The sequence below is a fragment of the Nocardia sp. XZ_19_231 genome (assembly GCF_015355705.1).
Classification (GTDB): Bacteria; Actinomycetota; Actinomycetes; order Mycobacteriales; family Mycobacteriaceae; genus Nocardia; species Nocardia salmonicida.
Window position 1 is genome coordinate 173,937 of record NZ_JACUZI010000010.1, and the last position, 17,019, is coordinate 190,955.

General features: G+C 67.1%; 15 protein-coding genes. 8 read left to right on the top strand and 7 right to left on the bottom strand.

What is annotated here, in order from left to right; translation table 11 throughout:
• Positions 1 to 55 precede the first annotated feature (55 nt).
• Positions 56 to 1,747 carry a glycosyltransferase family 87 protein gene (locus tag IBJ82_RS30910; RefSeq protein ID WP_228537936.1) on the top strand — a complete coding sequence of 564 codons (1,692 nt, stop codon included), beginning with the start codon at positions 56 to 58 and terminating at the stop codon, positions 1,745 to 1,747.
• A 29-nt stretch (positions 1,748 to 1,776) separates the two neighbouring features.
• On the opposite strand, the gene IBJ82_RS30915 is transcribed toward IBJ82_RS30910, so the two are convergent.
• Together IBJ82_RS30915 and IBJ82_RS30920 are read right to left on the bottom strand one after the other, a co-directional pair.
• Positions 1,777 to 3,330, bottom strand: coding sequence for a TerD family protein (locus IBJ82_RS30915; RefSeq protein WP_194829507.1), 1,554 nt, complete (start codon positions 3,328 to 3,330; stop codon positions 1,777 to 1,779).
• Between the two features lie 27 nt (positions 3,331 to 3,357).
• Positions 3,358 to 4,713 carry a TerD family protein gene (locus IBJ82_RS30920; protein WP_194829508.1) on the bottom strand — a complete coding sequence of 452 codons (1,356 nt, stop codon included), beginning with the start codon at positions 4,711 to 4,713 and terminating at the stop codon, positions 3,358 to 3,360.
• A 204-nt stretch (positions 4,714 to 4,917) separates the two neighbouring features.
• Between IBJ82_RS30920 and IBJ82_RS30925 the strand changes: the two genes are divergently transcribed.
• From IBJ82_RS30925 to IBJ82_RS30935, 3 genes are read left to right on the top strand one after another with little or no spacing between them, the layout of a single operon-like run.
• The gene (locus IBJ82_RS30925; protein WP_194829509.1) at positions 4,918 to 5,541 is read left to right on the top strand and encodes an AIM24 family protein; all 624 of its coding nucleotides are present in this window, start codon (positions 4,918 to 4,920) and stop codon (positions 5,539 to 5,541) included.
• Positions 5,542 to 5,550: 9 nt separating this feature from the next.
• Positions 5,551 to 6,252, top strand: a complete 702-nt coding sequence (locus IBJ82_RS30930; RefSeq protein WP_194829510.1) for an AIM24 family protein — start codon at positions 5,551 to 5,553, stop codon at positions 6,250 to 6,252.
• Positions 6,253 to 6,256: 4 nt separating this feature from the next.
• Positions 6,257 to 7,021: an AIM24 family protein gene (locus IBJ82_RS30935; RefSeq protein ID WP_194829511.1), complete on the top strand. Its 765-nt coding sequence runs from the start codon at positions 6,257 to 6,259 to the stop codon at positions 7,019 to 7,021.
• Between the two features lie 45 nt (positions 7,022 to 7,066).
• Here IBJ82_RS30935 and IBJ82_RS30940 read toward each other — a convergent pair whose 3' ends face one another.
• From IBJ82_RS30940 to IBJ82_RS30955, 4 genes are read right to left on the bottom strand one after another with little or no spacing between them, the layout of a single operon-like run.
• Positions 7,067 to 7,864 carry an HAD family hydrolase gene (locus IBJ82_RS30940; protein WP_228537938.1) on the bottom strand — a complete coding sequence of 266 codons (798 nt, stop codon included), beginning with the start codon at positions 7,862 to 7,864 and terminating at the stop codon, positions 7,067 to 7,069.
• A 38-nt stretch (positions 7,865 to 7,902) separates the two neighbouring features.
• A complete protein-coding gene (locus tag IBJ82_RS30945) occupies positions 7,903 to 10,425 on the bottom strand; it encodes a phosphoribosyltransferase (RefSeq protein WP_194829513.1) in 2,523 nt (840 codons plus the stop codon).
• Positions 10,422 to 11,633 carry an HpcH/HpaI aldolase/citrate lyase family protein gene (locus tag IBJ82_RS30950; protein WP_194829514.1) on the bottom strand — a complete coding sequence of 404 codons (1,212 nt, stop codon included), beginning with the start codon at positions 11,631 to 11,633 and terminating at the stop codon, positions 10,422 to 10,424. Before IBJ82_RS30950 ends, IBJ82_RS30945 begins: the two co-directional genes overlap by 4 nt.
• 34 nt (positions 11,634 to 11,667) lie before the next feature.
• Positions 11,668 to 12,750 (bottom strand): hypothetical protein, encoded by a 1,083-nt coding sequence (locus tag IBJ82_RS30955; RefSeq protein ID WP_370585556.1) that lies wholly within the window; start codon positions 12,748 to 12,750, stop codon positions 11,668 to 11,670.
• Between the two features lie 323 nt (positions 12,751 to 13,073).
• On the opposite strand from IBJ82_RS30955, the gene IBJ82_RS30960 reads away from it, so the two are divergent.
• Both IBJ82_RS30960 and IBJ82_RS30965 read left to right on the top strand, forming a co-directional pair.
• A complete protein-coding gene (locus tag IBJ82_RS30960; RefSeq protein ID WP_062990541.1) occupies positions 13,074 to 13,649 on the top strand; it encodes a TerD family protein in 576 nt (191 codons plus the stop codon).
• A 69-nt stretch (positions 13,650 to 13,718) separates the two neighbouring features.
• Positions 13,719 to 14,828, top strand: a complete 1,110-nt coding sequence (locus IBJ82_RS30965) for a DUF475 domain-containing protein (protein WP_194829516.1) — start codon at positions 13,719 to 13,721, stop codon at positions 14,826 to 14,828.
• A 60-nt stretch (positions 14,829 to 14,888) separates the two neighbouring features.
• Here IBJ82_RS30965 and IBJ82_RS30970 read toward each other — a convergent pair whose 3' ends face one another.
• A complete protein-coding gene (locus tag IBJ82_RS30970; protein WP_194829517.1) occupies positions 14,889 to 16,265 on the bottom strand; it encodes a glycosyltransferase family 87 protein in 1,377 nt (458 codons plus the stop codon).
• A gap of 170 nt (positions 16,266 to 16,435) precedes the next feature.
• Here IBJ82_RS30970 and rpsF point away from each other — a divergent pair, with 170 nt between their 5' ends.
• On the top strand, positions 16,436 to 16,723 hold the full coding sequence (gene rpsF, locus IBJ82_RS30975; RefSeq protein WP_056823926.1) for a 30S ribosomal protein S6: 288 nt from the start codon (positions 16,436 to 16,438) through the stop codon (positions 16,721 to 16,723).
• A 94-nt stretch (positions 16,724 to 16,817) separates the two neighbouring features.
• A partial coding sequence (gene ssb, locus IBJ82_RS30980; protein WP_194829518.1) for a single-stranded DNA-binding protein occupies positions 16,818 to 17,019 on the top strand: 202 nt, incomplete at its 3' end.

Sequence of the window (17,019 nt, forward strand, 5' to 3'; positions counted from 1 at the left end):
GGATGTCGTGACCGATCAGCAACTCGCGGACCAGCCTGCGTCGAGTGGTACCCGGCTGGGCCGCGGGGCGGGTTACGTGGCGCCCGCGCGGCTGGCACCCGACCTGCGCTCGATCGATGCGCGGGACCGGCCCAGCCGCAACGACTCACTCACCGCGCAGCTCTCCACCGTGATCGGCGGCCCGGTCGGCGATCACGCGCTGATCGGGCGGGTGCGGTTCTGGACCCCGCTGCGGGTGATGTTCGCCTTCACGGTGATCTTCCTGGCGCTGGGCTGGACCGCCAAGGCAGGCTGCATCCAGCAGACCGGCGACGGCGACGGCGGTCTGATGCTGGACTGGAACAACGGTCGCCAGTACGTGGCCATGTGCTACTCCGACACGGTGCCGCTCTACGGTGCCGAACGGCTCAACGAGGGCGCGTTCCCGTACAAGAAATCCTGGACCGAATCGACGCCCGACGGTGGCACCGAGACCAGATACATGGAGTATCCGGTGCTTTCGGGCCTGTACCAGTACGCGGCGATGCAGATCGGCAATGTCTGGGACCACCTACCGCTACCCGGCGCGATGTCGGTGGTGGTGTATTTCAACGTTGTCGCACTCGGCCTTTCGGTCGGCTGGCTGATCACGGTCTGGGCCTCGTCGCGATTAGCCGGGCGGCGGGTGTGGGATGCCGCGTTGATCGCGGTGTCGCCGTTGGTGATCGTGCATATGTTCACGAATTTCGATGCGCTGGCAACGGCTTTCGCGGCTACCGGGCTGTTGGCGTGGGCGCGGCGTAAGCCGGTGCTCGCGGGCATCCTGCTCGGACTCGGTGGGGCGGCGAAGTTGTATCCGCTGTTGCTCCTGGGACCGATCGTGGTGCTGTGCATGCGGATCGATCCGATGCGGCGTCAGCCCGCCGCGCAGGCCGGGCTGAGGTTGCGCGATGTCTACAGTCTCGAGACCGCCCGCACTTGGTTGCGTGAAACACCAGCGCGGACACATCTTTTCGCATTGCGCCCGCTCGGCGCGGCCACCCTCACCGTATTCGCCGCGGCGGGCACCTGGGCCGCGGTGAATCTGCCGATCGCGGCGCTGTATCCAGAAGGTTGGCGAGAGTTCTTCCGCCTCAACACCACTCGTCACGCCGACCCCGATTCGATCTACAACGTGATCACCTCGTTCACCGGCTGGACGGGCTTCGACGGGCAGATCGGACACGGCGAGCCGCCGACGATCCTGAACACGGTCTCGCTGCTGGCCTTCGTTGCCGCCTGCGCGGGCATCGCCTACCTGGCGCTCACCGCGCCACGGCGCCCCCGCCTGACCCAGCTGTGCTTCCTCGTCGTCGCGGCCTTCCTGCTCACGAACAAGGTGTGGAGCCCGCAGTACTCGCTGTGGCTGGTGCCGCTGGCGGTCCTCGCGTTGCCACATCGCCGAATCCTGCTGGCCTGGATGACGATCGACGCGCTGGTCTGGGTGCCACGCATGTACTACTACCTCGGCGAGGACAACAAGGGCCTGCCCGAACAGTGGTTCACCGGCACCGTCGTCCTGCGCGACCTGGCAGTCCTCGGTTTGTGCGCGCTGATCGTCTACGAGATCCTGCGCCCACAGCACGACGTGGTCCGCCGCGATTTCGTCGACGACCCCGCCGGCGGCGTCCTCGACCGCGCCCTCGACCCGCTACTCCCCTGGCTCCCGGAATTCCTGCGCCCCCGGCAGCCCACGGTCAGCTCGCGACCGGTGTCGATTCTGAACTGACCGGAGCAGGCCCGACGAACACTCCCGCGCTACATCCGCAGGTAGCGGGCCTGGAGTTCGGGTTCGGCGGGGAGCATGTCGAGGTCGAGTTCCCAGGCGTTGCCGGTCCATGGATCGAACAGGGGCGTGCCGGGCATTGTGGGGAGGTGCCTGCACGACTGAGCTAGGAGATCTACTGGGCCGTCGCCGAATTCGCCGCTGCCGCTGCCGACGATGACCAGGGACAGGCCGATCAGGTCGCCGCGCACCATCAGTTGACCCAGGCGCACTACGTCGCTGCCCTGGTAGCCGTGGGGGAAGTCGGCGGCGACGAGGATGCGGTGCTCGGTGGGAGGTACGGCTTGTCCACTGTTGTAAGCGATGTCGGCGAGTTCGGCCGCGTGGGCGAGTTCGGCGAGGCGGGCGGAGATGTCGCCGTGGTCGGTGATCACCGGGCCTGCGAGCAGTGGCGCGAGGGGGGCGGCGAGGGTGCGCAGGCCGCCGGTGAGGTCGATCAGGTCGACCTTGGTCGGCTTGTCGGGGATCGCGGCCACGAGGCGGGCCACCAGGGCGCCGACCACGCGCGAGGCCGCGGCGGTGGATTCGGTGTCGACCCACAGCGGCCGATTCAGCGGCACCGGAACGCAATACGGCACGCGCAGGCCGCCGCGGTCGAGCGCGTAGAGCTCGCCGAGCCGGATGCCGTCGGCGCGGGCGGCGCGGGTGGTCCATGCGGGAGCGAGCCATGAGGCCAGCGCGGCGGGCATGGCGGCGTCGGCCTCGGCGATCTCGTGGCCGAGTTGGTCGCTGTCGCGACGGTGGTCGGCGTCGGCCAGGGCCACCAGGTCGTCGTGCCGACGTTGTGCCTGCGCGCGGGCCGCGTCGGCGGCGGGGGTATTGCGGGTTGCCGGGTTCGAAACTGCTTCGGAGAGTTCCTGATCCAGGCGTTTGGTCGCGTAGTCGCGGGCCGAGACCAGCGCGGCGGCCGAGCGGGCGGCGTCTTCGAAGATCATCCACATGCGTTGCAGGCCGTGGTCGACTTCGAGTGGAACACCCGACGCGGGAACAGGTCTCGCGACCGTCTCGGTGGGAGCGCTCGGCGGCGCGAGTGGTTGCGGCTGCCAGGCCTGGGCGGGTGCGGGCTCCGGCGCGGTCACGCCGTGCGCGGTAAGCAACTGTGTCGAGCCGCCCGCGTAACCCTGACCGAGCGCCCGCAACTTCCAGCCACCGCCGCGTCGGTACACCTCGAGGCAGATCAACGCGCTCTCGCCCGCCGTCGGGGCAATGACGAATTCAGCAGTAGGACTGCCATTTTCGAACAGCGACGCGGTCACCGCACCGAGCGTCTGCCCACCCGTGACGAACAGCAGCACCGCGTGCGCATCGGACCTGAGCTGCGACAGCGTCAGATCCACCGCCGCCCCGGCGAAGCTCACCCCGGGTGCCGCGGGCCGCGACGCGCACACGTGATCGTGCACGTCGCGAACCCGCAGATCCTCGCCGACCACCAGCGCACCGAGTTCGACGGTGCCGGTGGTCTGCGCGGTGAAGCGCACGGAATCAGCGGTCAGAGCAGTGTTCTGCCCCGCTTTCAGGTGAATCACGGTGTCTGCCCTGCTCTGTCGCTTGAATCAGTTGCCGCCGAGGAATCGGCCCAGCTGCGGCACGGCCTCACCGGGGTGCTTGGCGTTGAAGCCCTCGCCGAGCGCCTGCATCTTCCAGTCACCGCCGACGCGGTACACCTTCGCCATCGCCATCGCGGTGAACGGCATGCCGCCCGTGAGGGTGTAGCGCGCCAGTTCGCCGTTGGTGGTGCCGTCGATGAGGCGGCTGAACGCGTTCTGCACCTGCTCGAAGGAGTGGCCCTTGTACGAGGTGACGATGAACAGCAGCGTGGTGATGTGCGCCGGGATCCTGGTCAGGTCGACGAGGATCATCTCGTCGTCGCCGTCGCCCTCGCCGGTGAGGTTGTCACCCTGGTGGCGCACCGAACCGTCCTTCGACGACAGCTGGCCGTAGTAGGCCACGTCGACGAGGTTCTGGTCGGCGAACAGGCAGACCGAGGCGTCGAGGTCGATGTCGACGGTGCGGTTGCCGAACATTCCGCGCGTGCGCACCGGGTCCCAACCCAGGCCCATCTTCACGAAGGTCAGCGCGGCGCCGCCCTCCTTACGCAGCGTGACCCGCTGGCCCTTCTGCAGGCTGACCGGGCGATCCTTGCTCAGACTGATCTCGCCGGGCGGCTGCTGCGGCGACCCCTGCGCGGGCGGCGGGTAGCCCTGTCCGGGCGGCGGCGGGTAACCACCACCGGGGGGCTGCTGGGCCGGGCCGGGCGGGGGCGGGTAGCCACCACCGGGCGGGGCGTAGGCGGGCGCGGGCTGCTGCGGGTAGCCGGGCGCGGATTGCGCCGGGTACGCGGGCGGGGCCTGCTGCGGCGGGGGCGGCGGGGGCGCGGCCTGCTGCGGGGCGGCCTGGGCGGGCGAATCATCGACCTGCACACCGTGATCGGTGACCAGTGCCGCGAAACCGCCCGCGTAGCCCTGGCCGACCGCGCGGACCTTCCAGCTGCCCTGACGGCGGTACAACTCGAGCGCGATCACGATCGACTCGGCGTTCAGACCATCGATCTGGTAGCTGAACAGCTGGTTGCCCGATGCGTCGGAGACGATGGCGGTGGGCGGGGCGAAGCGGCCGAAGTTGCTGTTCGCGTCGTCGAGGGTGATCACCGCGCGGATCTGATCGATGTCGGCGGGCACCGACGGCAGCGAAACAGCAAGTGAGGCAGGCTGACCCGCCGGTCCGGGCCGGAGATCGACACCCGGTCCACTCGGCTGGTTGTAGAAGACGAAATCAGCGTCGGTGCGGACCTTGCCCTGCTCGGTCACGAGCAGCGCGGACAGGTCGGCCGGTGCGGTGACCTGGAGCGAGATCACCACGTCACTGACGGCCACCGGGCCGTTCTGGCCCTTGGCGAGTGTTGCAGACAAGTTCGACCCTTCGCTTGTCGTTGGTGGGTGTCGACGGAACTCGCTTGCCACTCTACGAGAAACCGGGCGCACACGTCCGGGCTCTGCGCCGCCCACCCCAATGTTCGGCGTCGCGGGCGGAGTTTCGCCTGATCGGTTAGGGTGACGACGCAGTCGGACGACGGCGGTTTGTCCGCCTATTCAGAGGGGACAGCGGAGCCTGTCATGGCGCAATTGTTCGAACAGTCGAAGAAGGTGATCGAGGCGCAGCTCGCGGGGACGAGTATCCGCGCGATCGCAGGCTCGATGGTGGCCTACGAAGGCAATGTGCAGTTCAAATCGGCCGGGTTCGGCGGCGGCGAGGGCATGCTCAACGGCCTCAAGCGCCGCGCCACCGGCGAGAAACTGTCACTGATGGAATGCAACGGCAACGGGCGCGTTTTCCTCGCGGTGAACGGTCAGAACGTCACCGTGGTGAATCTGAACAACGAGACTTTGCAGGTGGAGTCGCAGCAGCTGCTGGCCTTCGCGGGCAATCTGCGCACCGATGTGCGGTTCGCCGGGGTCGGCGGGATGTCGGCGGGCAGCGGGCTGTTCACCACCACGGTCAGCGGGCAGGGTCAGGTGGCGCTGCTGTCGGCCGGTGGGCCGCTGATCCACCTGGAGGTGTCGCCGCAGTATCCACTGATCGTGGATCCCGACGCGTTCGTCGCCTCGCGCGGCAATCTCAACCAGTCGTTCGTCACCGACGTCTCCTGGCGGAGCATGGTCGGTCAGGATGCGGGCGAGGCGTTCTCGCTGCGGTTCGACGGCCAGGGTGTCGTGCTGATCCAGCCGGCGGAACGGTAGGGGCAGGCGATGTTCGAGAAGGTCAACAGCAAGGTCGTCAAGGTAAACGTCGGACAGGCGGGCGGCGTCGTCGCCCGCTCCGGCGCGATGCTGTTCTACACGGGTCAGGTGGCGTTCGCGCCGCATCAGATTCCCGGCGCCGGTCAGGGCATGGGCGGTGGTGGTTTGATGCGGATGGCCGGGCAGATGATGGCCGGTGAGCACGAGCGGACCATGCTGGCGCAGGGCAACGGCGAAGTCCACTACGGATTCGCCGGGCTCGAGGTGCACGTGGTGCAGATGCAGCAGGGTGCGGTGTTGCGCGCCGAGGCTTCGCGACTGCTCGCGCAGTCGGCCGGTTTGCAGGCTTCCGTGGTGTCCGTGGCCAGTTCGGGCGGCGGCGGTGGTGGCGGCGGCGGTCTGATGGGCGCGCTGCGCGGTGCTGCCGCGGGCGTCGCGACCGGCACGGGCATGTTCACCACCCAGCTCAGCGGACAGGGTTCGGCGGTGCTGCTCGCGCACGGCGGATTCCTGGAATTGCAAGTGGGCGGGCCGAATCCGATCGTTGTCGACCCGCAGGCGTTCGTCGCCGCGTACGGCAATGTGCAGACCGAATTGAAGTCCGCGATGAGCTGGCGCGACGCGGTGGGTCGCGGCGCCGGCGAGGCGATGCAATTGCATTGCCACGGACAGGGTGTGGTGTTCGTGCAGGCCTCCGAAGAGAAGTTGTGAACCGATGAGCGAAATCCACTCGCCGATGAATCTCGGTGCCAGCGACAACATTCCGGGCAACAGCTACGCCTACTCCATCGACCTGACCGGCCCGTGGTTCATGCGCAAGGGCGCGATGATCGCCTACTACGGCCAGATCGAGTTCCAGATGCTCACCCACGGGTTGCAGGGCGGCCTGATGCAGATGGTGAGCAGCCAGTTCTCGGCACCGCTGTTCGCGGGCGACTATGTGGTGGCGCAGGGCCACGGGAAGCTGATCATCGGCGACCGCGGTTACGACATCAATTCCTACGATCTCGAAGAAGGTAACCTCACCATCCGCGGGGCGAACCTGCTGGCCTTCGAGCCGGGACTTGCCCTCAAGCAGTCGATCGTGCCCGGGTTCCTCACGCTGATCGGTACCGGTAAGTTCCTCGCGTCGTCGAACGGGCCGGTGATGTTCGCCGAACCGCCGCTGCGCGTCGACCCCGAATCCCTTGTCGGGTGGGCCGATTGCCCGTCGCCCAGTCACCACTACGACCAGGGGTGGATCGGCAGCTTCCTCGCGGCGGGTGCGGCCAGGATGGGCGCCAACTCCGGCGAGGAACGTCAGTTCGACTTCACCGGCGCGGGCACCGTCCTGATCCAGTCGACCGAGAAGATCATGAGCGACAACGCGCTGGTCCGCACGATCGAGGGTCAGCTCCAGAGCGGTGTGACCGTCGGTGGTCTCCAGCGCATCCAAGGCGTGATCGCCCAGCAGCTGGCTGGTCAGCAGCAGCACTACTGAGCGCTTCGAACCCGGGGGCCGTCTCGGCGCCCGGGTTCTCGCCGGTCAGCCGACCGGCACGGTGGCGCGCTGCGCCGCGGCGTGGAACCACTCGAGGATTTCCTCGCCTGCCAGGATTCCCGCCGCGGTGGTGATCGTGAGGTTGGGGGCGGTGAAGTTCAGTTCTTCCAGCTCGCCGTGGCACGGACGGATGGCGGCGTCGGCGGCCTTCAGCATCTCCGCGTCGAGTGCGCCGTCGCCCGCGGTGAACAAGGTTGCGCTGCTCGCTAATTCGCCTGCTTCGGTGAGCCTCTTGCGGACTTCGGCGACGGCGAGACTTTTGCAGACGGCGTCGGGCATCGTGTAGATCTTGCGCCCCTGCTGGGACGCCGACCAGCCGTTGGCGCGGCACCAGGTATCCCATTCGGCGAGAAAGCCGGTGGGCACCTGATCGGGGCGGACCACCAGGTAGCAGAACAGTTCGTCGGCCTCGCGGTATTTGGTGACCCAGGAATCGTCTATGCGGGAGCGTAATTCGGCGCCGACATCGGCGAGGGTGGCTCCGGACGCGTTGACCTGGTCGTCGATGGCGATGCGCCACGCGGGGTCGGGGATGCCGTCGACGAGGATGTTGCCGCCGTTGCTGGTGATGGCGTAGCGCCACGGAGCACCGGGCAGCGTGATGCGCTGGAACTGTTCGATCGTGCGGGTGGTCGTGGGGATCACCGGGGCGATGCCCGCGAGTTCGCGCAGGGCCGCGATGGCGGTGGTGGTCATGTAGGAGAGTGGTTCACCCTCGTAGTACTCGACACACTCCTTCGCCACGGCTTCGGCGCCACCGAAGCCGTTGCGGGAGAAGATCATCGTGCGATCCAGATCGGTCGCGAAGAGGGACTCGGCGGTCACCGGGCTAGCTCCTTGATCAGGCCCATACAGGAATAGGCCAGGTCGGGGACCACTTCCACCGGGACATTGCGCGCCGCGGCGAGCAGGCGGATGTGGGCGTGCTCCGGCGCGTCTGCCTCGCGGACCAGCACTCGCCACGGTACCCGGCGCAACAGCACGCGGGTGGTCTCGCCGACGCCGGGCTTCACGTAATTGACTGTGCTGATGCCGTATTCGGCGCGGACCTTCTCCACCGAGGCCCAACCGGACCAGTCGGGAGTGCGGTCGGAATCCCGAATCGCGGCGACGCCGGCCGGCACCTTGTCGCGGATCACGTCGAAAGCCGCTGTGACGGTGTCGATCAGCTGATTCGAGACATCGGCGTCGATCAGATCGCGGTAGAACTTGGCACCGTGGAACTCGCCGGGGCCGATCAGGGTGTTGTTGAGGACCGTGCGGGAAACCAGCCCTGACACTGTCGAATTCAGGCAGGCGGAGGCGATGAGGAAGTCGTCGCGGGTGCCGTAGGTGCGCACACAGTTTGCGGGATCGGCCAAGACGACGAGCTCGTCGTCGAACCGGGCGCCACCGGCAGCGTGATACGCGTCGAGAGCGGCGGTGAGCTCGTGGGTGATGGCGCCCTTGCCGGTCCAGCCGTCGACGAAGACGATCGAGGACGGATCGTGGTGGCGGGCGAGATAGTCCAGCGCCACCGCGTCGATGCCGCGGTCGCGCACGATCGAGACCGCGTAGTGCGGGACGGTCAGTGGCTCGCGGCCGATACCGCTGACGAGCCACCGTCGCATGAGCACGCCGACGGGAGTGCCCGCCCTGGCCAAGGAGACCAGGACGATGTTCTCACCGCGTTCGGCGACAACGAGTTCGGCCACGGTCGCGACGGCCAGCGCCAACCGCTCGGCGCTGTCGGCCAGCACGCGGTCGAAGAGCTCGCGGTATTCGGCATCGGGCTGGAACTCCACCGGCAAGGACTCGGCGTAATGGGCCACGCCGGCCTGGATGCGTTGCTCGCGTTCGGTCACATCGGCTTCCAGATCCGCGTCCGAAAGATCTTTCAGCAGCCACGAAACATCTTCGGGCGCATAGGAACCGAACTCCGGGCCGTGCAGGGCAACAGGGAGTGCGCCGTGTCCCGCTGTCACGGCCACCGGATCAGCGGTCCGGCCCGCGTGCAGCGCACGGGGATCCGCGCCGGGGAGCACAGCGATCAGGACGTCAGCGCCTGATGCCGTGAGAGCGTCGACCAGGCCGCCGGGGGCGACCAACTCCGGGGTGTCGGCGGGGGGATCGATGACGACAAGGAGGACGGGGTCGGCGCCGGGCCACTGCGCGTTGTACACGTAGCGGTGGGCGGTGGGGTCCGGTTCCGGTGCGGTGAAGCGGAAGCCCCGGCGGAGGGGATAGCCGGGTTCGTCGAGGACGTATGCCGGTGAGCGGGTTGTGGTTTGGAAGCGGGTGGGGGTGCCCGCGTCGGCCAGTTCAGCGGCCAGGCGCAGGGGCAGGTACATGAGTTCTTCGTGGCCGATGACGATGACGGGGCGGCCGACGAACTCGGCGTCGAGGCGGGTGTTCACCTCGTCGGCGATGGATTTCAACGCGATGTCGAACGCGGCGGCATCCGAGCGCAGGATCCCGTGTCTGCCGCCCTCGGGAACATCGGCAGGCCAGGTCAATTCGATGCGGCCGTACGAACCAGGTCGGTCGGCAACCGGATTCAACTGCGGATCGGGCAAGGCGGTGACGGTGTCGATCAGCCCGGAAGGCAGCTCGGCGCGACCGGATGCCAGGCAGACCGTGTCGATGCGCGCACCGAGTTCGGCTGCGGCGGCTTCGAATTTGGCCCGATCGGCCGGTGTGCGCAGGTCGACCAGCGAGGCGAGCACGTAGTGCGAGCGGGGAGCGAAAGCGTGCAGCGCGCGCACCGCGTCGATGGCGGTGTCGCCGGTGGAGATCTCGTCGTCGACCAGCACCAGCGGGAGATCGTTGGCGAAGATGGCGGCGGGCGCGGGCTGGAGCAGGTGCGACGTAGCGTGCGAATGGCCCTCTTCGAACCCGGTGAGGGTGGTAGCTCTCGACTCGTGCCTGCGGGTGGAGTGCAGGTAGCAACCCGCATCGATCCGCGCGGCTACGCAGTGACCCAAACCTGTTGCCGTCTCGGCGAATCCGAGCACCACGGCTTCGCGATCGCCGAGCACCTCGCGCACGAGATCGCCCAGCCGATTGCCCGCGCCGATCACCACGCGCGGGTCGGTCGGCAGGTGCTTGCCGAGCACGGTGGACACCAGCAGATGCGCCCGGCGCGGATTGCGGCGCAGACCCGGCTGCACCAGCGCTTCGATCGAAAGTGCGCCTGTCAGCACGCTTTCAGCGGACAATGCGACGAACCCGCCGTCAGCCGGCACACCTTCGGCAGACGTCTCACCCGGCAAGTCCTCCTCGGCCGAGCTCGCGGCGAAGGACTCGCCGTGATGCAGCTCGATGCCGAGATTCACTGTTGCCCATGGTGTTTCGAACGCACTCATTCGGCGATCATCGCTGTCAGCAGATCCACGAAAGACACTCCCTTGTTCGCCACCCCGAACGCACGGGCCCGAACCATCGTCTGGCGGGCCCAACTGCGGTGGGGGCGCATCTCGTTCATCTTGTTGCGGTATTCCGAGGCCGCGACGCCACCGACATCGGCCTCCATGATGTCCAGCGCGTCGGCGTACTCCTCGTGGGTCACCACCGACAGCGCGTGCACCACGGCCACGTGCGAGGGGTGGATCACCGTTTTGCCCTGGATACCGTTGGCGCGGTCGAGGGTGATCTCGCGCAGCAGGCCGTCGAGGTCGCGGCTCACCAGGTACTGGCGGAACTTCACCGCGTCGGATTCCTCGAAGGGCGCACTGCGCAGCTGCGGCCGGAACATCCGCTCGTGGTCGGCGAAGTACTCCCACACCGGTCCGGTGATGATGAAACCGGTGCCGTCGACGCGCCCGAGGTAGTTGACGATGTCGGCGATCACGTCGGCGACCACTCGCACGTCGTAGATCGTGAGGTCGCGGTCGCGACGGATGCCGAAGGTCGAGCACATGTCGGTGGCGCCGATCCGCACGGCCAGCAGTTGCTCGCGGTGTCCGGCGAGCAGTTCGGCGATGCGCGCGAGCTGCTCGTCGCGGGTCTGGCGGTGCACCAGGTTCGCCGACTCGAGCACCGGCATCGCGTAGACCGGGCGGCCGAGGCTGCGGTTGGCGTCGTCGAGCGCGGCCAGGTAGGCGGGGCCGCTGACAGCGTCGAACTTCGGGAAGACGAATCCGGTGAGCACGTCGGCGCCCGGCCCGAGCGCGGCGACCAGCTCGCCGACCGAGGCTGCGTCACGCACCCGGATGAACAGCATCGGATTGGCGTCTTCGCTACGGGCGAGCAGGTCGAGGGTGTCCACCGCGTGCTGTTTGGCGGCCTCCACCTCGTGATCGGCGACGGCGTCTTCGAGGTCGATCACCATCGAGCACACCCCGCGCGCGGCACGTCGGCGGATCGTCGCGGCGAGATCGGGGCGGGTCGCGGGCACGTAGAGGGTCGCGCCGAGCGCTGTTGCCAATAACTCCCGGTCGTCGGGGCCCTGAATCGGCTCCGGTTCGACCAGGAACAACTCCCGTCTGCGGGGACCCTGCAACTGCTGGAAATGGCGCAGCGGTACCTGCTTACGCAAGCAAACTTCCCGTGCGATGGCGTAGCCCGCGGTCATTCCCCCCACCTCATCTGTCGACCCATTGTCATTTCTACTTTTCGGATGCGTGTTTTCTGATTCGCTCGACCACGCCTGCGATGAACTCTGCGACGGTACCCAGCTCGGTAACATACGCCCAATAGTCTGGATGGCGACCAGTAAGTCCAGCAGTGATGCGGTCGAGGCGTTCTGCTTGTGCATCGAGAACCGAGCCCCACTCGGCGACCAGTCCTCGGTCGACCGCGAGCATCTGCGCGTCCCGCAGCCGGAATCGTACGGTGCGGGCCTGAGCTTCGGGGTCGGTACGTACCTCACGTAACAATTCGAGGCGCCGGGTGACGGCGTCGACCAACTGTTCGGCCTCGGCGAGGTGCGCGCGTGCGGTGGCGGTCAAATCAAGGGCGGTCTCCGGATCACGATCTGCTGCCGCGACGCGCGCGCCGACCAGCGCCTCGTCGGCGGCATCCATGCCACGACGGCTTTCCCGCTCATTGTTGGTCAAGTCCGCCGAACTCGCAGCACTGAACTCACGCAACAGCGCGGAGTAGGCGGGCCCGAGCGCACCGGCGCGATTACCGACCGCGGCCAGCCGGGTGGTCACCGAGGAGATCGCGTTCGCGGCGGCCGAAGCGCGAGAAGGTGCCTGCGCCAACGCATTCGACAATTCCGCGGTTGCCTGCTCCACCTGTGCCGCTGCCTCGCGCGCGCCCGCGACCGCCGTGCTGGGATCGGCCGAAGAGGCTGTGAGCAGAGCCTCATTCAGCCTCCTTACACCCGAGGAGATCGAGGGGTATTTCGTGAATCCGGACGACGCCGCGGCGGCCAGCACCCGCTCGGCTTCGGCACGCACGTGCGTCAGCAGCTGTGGCACCGATCCCCGCACGGTCGCCGCCTCGGTAAGACCGGCGCGGTTCGCGTTGTAGAACTCGTCGACCCCGCGGGCGGCGTCGTTCAGCTGCCTGACCAACGCGTCGGCCCGGCCCGGACCATCGAGCACAGCGGTGCCTGCGGCCTCGGCGGCGTCGAGCTCGTCGGTGTAGCTCAGGTACGCACCCGCCGCGGCGTAGCACCGCGCCCGCACCGGCTCCCAGACAGCGGCGATCCGGCGCTCGGGGAAGACCTGCTCACTGGCCACCGCTCCCGCCTCCGCTGCCGACTGCCTGCGATCCATATCCAGAAAGGCGGCCGACGTCGCGGCCCGCGCCCCGCTGATCCACTCATGATCCGGCCCCGATCTGAACCATCCGCGTCTGCGAGGTGTCACCGGCACATCCCCTTTCCGAACCACGCATGCGGCCCGCCCGCTCACTGCCGTCGATGGTAGGAGATTCACCCCGTTAACCTGGGCTGCAGACGGTTCCTACGCAAGATCCGCGAAACCTATTACTGTCGTAGCGGTACCCGGCGATTCGGACATGCTGGGAAACGACACACCGGACTAACCGAAGGGATTCCCGCATGGGTGTCAGTCTGTCCAAGGGCGGCAACGTTTCGCTGAGCAAAGAGGCTCCGGGCTTGACCGCGGTCTCGGTCGGCCTCGGCTGGGACGTGCGCACTACCACCGGCACTGACTTCGACCTCGACGCGAGCGCCATCGCGACCGGCGCCGACAAGAAGGTCGTCTCCGACAAGCACTTCGTCTTCTTCAACAACCTGAAGTCCCCCGAGGGCGCCATCGAGCACAAGGGCGACAACACCACGGGTGAGGGCGAAGGCGACGACGAGGTCATCGACGTCGACCTCGCCAACACCCCGCCGACCATCGAGAGCATCTTCTTCCCGGTATCGATCTACGATGCCGAGACTCGCTCGCAGTCGTTCGGTCAGGTACGCAACGCCTACATCCGCGTGGTCAACAAGGCCAACGGCACCGAACTCGCCCGCTACGACCTGTCAGAGGACGCCTCGACCGAGACCGCTATGGTCTTCGGCGAGCTGTACCGCAACGGTGCCGAATGGAAGTTCCGCGCCGTCGGTCAGGGCTACGCCTCCGGCCTGTCCGGCATCGCTCGCGACTACGGCGTCAACGTCTAGTCATCATCGCGAACAGGGGGCTCGGCACATCGGGCCCCCTGTTCGTGCGAAACAGAAAGGTCCCTCCGCGTGATAACGCGCATCTTCGGCCTGTCCATCGCCCTCACGGTGGTCTCACTGGTCGTGGCTTACCTCTACGGTGGCCTGACCGCACTCGCACTGTGCGCGATCCTCGGCATTCTCGAGGTGTCGCTGTCATTCGACAACGCTGTCATCAACGCCACCGTCCTGGAACGGATGAGCGAATTCTGGCAGAAGATCTTCCTGACCATCGGCGTACTGATCGCCGTGTTCGGTATGCGACTGGTGTTCCCGCTGGCCATCGTGTGGGTCACCGCCGGACTGAACCCGGTCGAAGCCTTCGACCTGGCACTCAATCCGCCGGACAACGACGCCGCCACCTTCCCTGACGGCAGCCCGAGCTACGAGACCCTGCTCACCGACGCGCACCCGCAGATCGCGGCGTTCGGTGGCATGTTCCTGGCGCTGCTGTTCCTGAACTTCATCTTCGAGGATCGTGAGATCACCTGGCTCAGCTGGCTCGAGAAGCCGCTGGCCAAGGCGGGCAAGCTCGACATGCTCTCGGTGGTCGTTGCCGGTACCGGTCTGGTGCTGGTCGCGGAGTTCCTCGCCGACGCCGACGATCGCTCGACCGTGCTGGTCGCCGGTCTGCTCGGCATGATCATCTACATCCTGGTCGACGGACTCGGTTCGATGTTCCACGTCGAGGAATTCGAGGAGGGAGCATCCGGTGGCCCTTCCACGCTGGTGAAGGCGACCGGTAAGGCCGCGTTCTTCCTGTTCCTGTACCTGGAAGTGCTCGACGCGTCGTTCTCCTTCGACGGCGTCATCGGCGCGTTCGCCATCACCTCCGACCCGATCATCATCGCGCTCGGCCTCGGCCTGATCGGTGCGATGTTCGTCCGGTCGATCACGGTGTACCTGGTTCGCCAGGGCACGCTGTCGGACTACGTGTACCTCGAGCACGGCGCGCACTGGGCGATCGGCGCGCTGGCGGCGATCCTGCTGGTCTCGATCGGCGTGCACGTCAACGAGCTCATCACGGGTCTGGTCGGCGTGGCGTTCATCGGCGCGGCGCTCATCTCCAGCATCTTGCGCAACCGCAAGTCCGAGCCCGACGCTGTGGAGGACGCCAAGGAATCCACTCCGGTCGCCTGATCCACGGCCGAACAGTCACAGCGGCGGCGAGTCCCTTCCGGGATTCGCCGCCGTTGTCGTTCACGCGGGTTGCAGTTGACGGCCCGGCGCCGTGCTCGGTTCGAGATGCCTGCCACGCAACCTCGCCCGCAGAAAGAGGAAGAACAGGGTGATCAACAGGGCGGTGCGCAACCACACGCCGAACTGGACGATCCCTTCCATCAGTTCCACGCTCTCGCCCTCACCCAGCGCGGCGAAGTACCGGAACACCCCCACGCCCACCGCCGCGTCGGCCACCAGATAGGCCGCGACCAGCGACCACGGCACCTCGAGCAACACCAGGAACGGAATTATCCACAGGGTGTACTGGGGTGAATGCACCTTGTGGAAAAGCATGAAGGCGGCCAGCATCGCCGCGCTCACGCCCACCCACGGGTACGCCGAACTGGGAGTCCAGCGCCGCCAGCCCAGCCACATGGCCAGCGCGAACCCGACGAAGATCAAGGCGGGCGAGGCGATCGCCACGGCGTCGTGCCAGGTCTGCGTCGTCTCCGCCGCGCGGCCGAAGAGGACCTGGTGACCCCAGTACCAGATCGAGTTGGTGGTGATGTCGGCCTGGCGCAACTGCTGGAAGGTGATCGAGGCGCGCCAGCCCTCCACCCCCGCCAACACGAACGGCAGGTTCACCGCCACGACCGTGCCCATCGCGGCCAGCAGCGTCTGCGCGGCCCCGGCCACATCGAGCTCGCTGATCCGGCGTCGATCGCGCGGGGCGCCCTCGGTAAGCACGTACACCGCGAGCGGGAGCACGAAGATTCCCGGGTAGAGCTTGAGACAGAAACCCAGCGCGAGCAGCACCGCGGCGATGATTCCGCGGGTGCGCACGGACAGCCCGGTCAGCATCGTCATCACGTAGACCGCCGCCACCGCCGTGCACACCACCGGCAGTTCCCAGTTGTGGAAGGCGTAGAACACCAGCGGCGGGCCGATGGCCCACAGCAGCGCCGCCGGGCCTGCGATTCTGGCCAGCATCCAGGCCGTGAGCAGGGCGAACGGCGCGAGCAACAGCGCCGAATGCCACAGGAAGTCGGCGTCGTTGTCCACCCCGATGGCACCCGCCCACATCAGCACGCCGCTGAGCACCGGGTATTCGACCGCGCCGCCGGTCAGCGCACCGTCGTCGGTGATCGCGCCGTCGACGTACGGGAAGACGTGATTGTCGATATCGCGGCCGAGCCACAGGAATTGGATATCGGAATAGCAGACATCCGAATCCTTGCGCTCCTCGAATACCAGACTGCGACCGGATTCATCGATCGCGCCGCCCGCACAGCGGGCTTTGTTGGCATAGGCCAGCGCGAGGGTGAGCCCACACAGCAGCATCACCACGATGCTCAAGGCCGCGGCCCACGTCGCGCCGCGCCGTGCTGCGCGCTGACGCGGGCCGACTGTGGTCATGGCGACCACATTATGCGGCGACGCCTCGATCACCGGGGTACACCCGCGGCAGGCATCGATTTCGCTGGTCACCACCCGCTCATGTAGCCTTGGCGGGTTGCTGACGCAACGAACCCTCCTGCCATGGAGAGTCCATGGCCGTTTCCTAGTCCACAGGAGGTGATTGGTCCGTGCGTCAATATGAAGTAATGGTCATCCTCGACCCGAGCCTGGACGAGCGCATCGTCGGGCAGTCCCTGGATACCCTGCTCACGGTCGTCAAGACCGAGGGCGGCAACGTCGACAAGGTCGACATCTGGGGCCGCCGCCGGCTCGCCTACGAAATCGCCAAGCAGGCCGAAGGCATTTACGCGATCGTCAACCTGACCGCGACCCCGGCCACCGTGAGCGAACTCGACCGCCAGCTGGGCCTGAACGAGACGGTGCTGCGCACCAAGGTTCTGCGCAACGACAAGTAGTCCGCACCCTTCTCGAATTTGATGTCAGAGCCTAGCTTTAGGCTCGAGCGCAAATCCCGAGATTGCGGACTGCACCCCGAGCAGGAGGAACCCCATGGCAGGCGACACGGTCATTACCGTCATCGGAAACTTGACGGCAGACCCGGAGCTTCGTTTCACGCCCGCAGGCGCAGCGGTGGCAAATTTCACCGTCGCGTCGACTCCCCGTGTGTTCGATCGCAATTCGAACGAATGGAAAGACGGCGAGGCTCTGTTCCTGCGCTGCAACATCTGGCGTGAAGCAGCGGAGAACGTCG

Bases quoted from the DNA above. Each gene is read 5' to 3' on its own strand.
- IBJ82_RS30925 (WP_194829509.1), top strand. From the start codon at position 4,918: ATGGCGCAATTGTTCGAACAGTCGAAGAAGGTGATCGAGGCGCAGCTC.
- IBJ82_RS30950 (WP_194829514.1), bottom strand. From the start codon at position 11,633: ATGACCGCGGGCTACGCCATCGCACGGGAAGTTTGCTTGCGTAAGCAG.
- IBJ82_RS30940 (WP_228537938.1), bottom strand. From the start codon at position 7,864: ATGATCTTCTCCCGCAACGGCTTCGGTGGCGCCGAAGCCGTGGCGAAG.
- IBJ82_RS30970 (WP_194829517.1), bottom strand. From the start codon at position 16,265: ATGACCACAGTCGGCCCGCGTCAGCGCGCAGCACGGCGCGGCGCGACG.
- IBJ82_RS30945 (WP_194829513.1), bottom strand. From the start codon at position 10,425: ATGAGTGCGTTCGAAACACCATGGGCAACAGTGAATCTCGGCATCGAG.
- IBJ82_RS30935 (WP_194829511.1), top strand. From the start codon at position 6,257: ATGAGCGAAATCCACTCGCCGATGAATCTCGGTGCCAGCGACAACATT.
- IBJ82_RS30930 (WP_194829510.1), top strand. From the start codon at position 5,551: ATGTTCGAGAAGGTCAACAGCAAGGTCGTCAAGGTAAACGTCGGACAG.
- IBJ82_RS30960 (WP_062990541.1), top strand. From the start codon at position 13,074: ATGGGTGTCAGTCTGTCCAAGGGCGGCAACGTTTCGCTGAGCAAAGAG.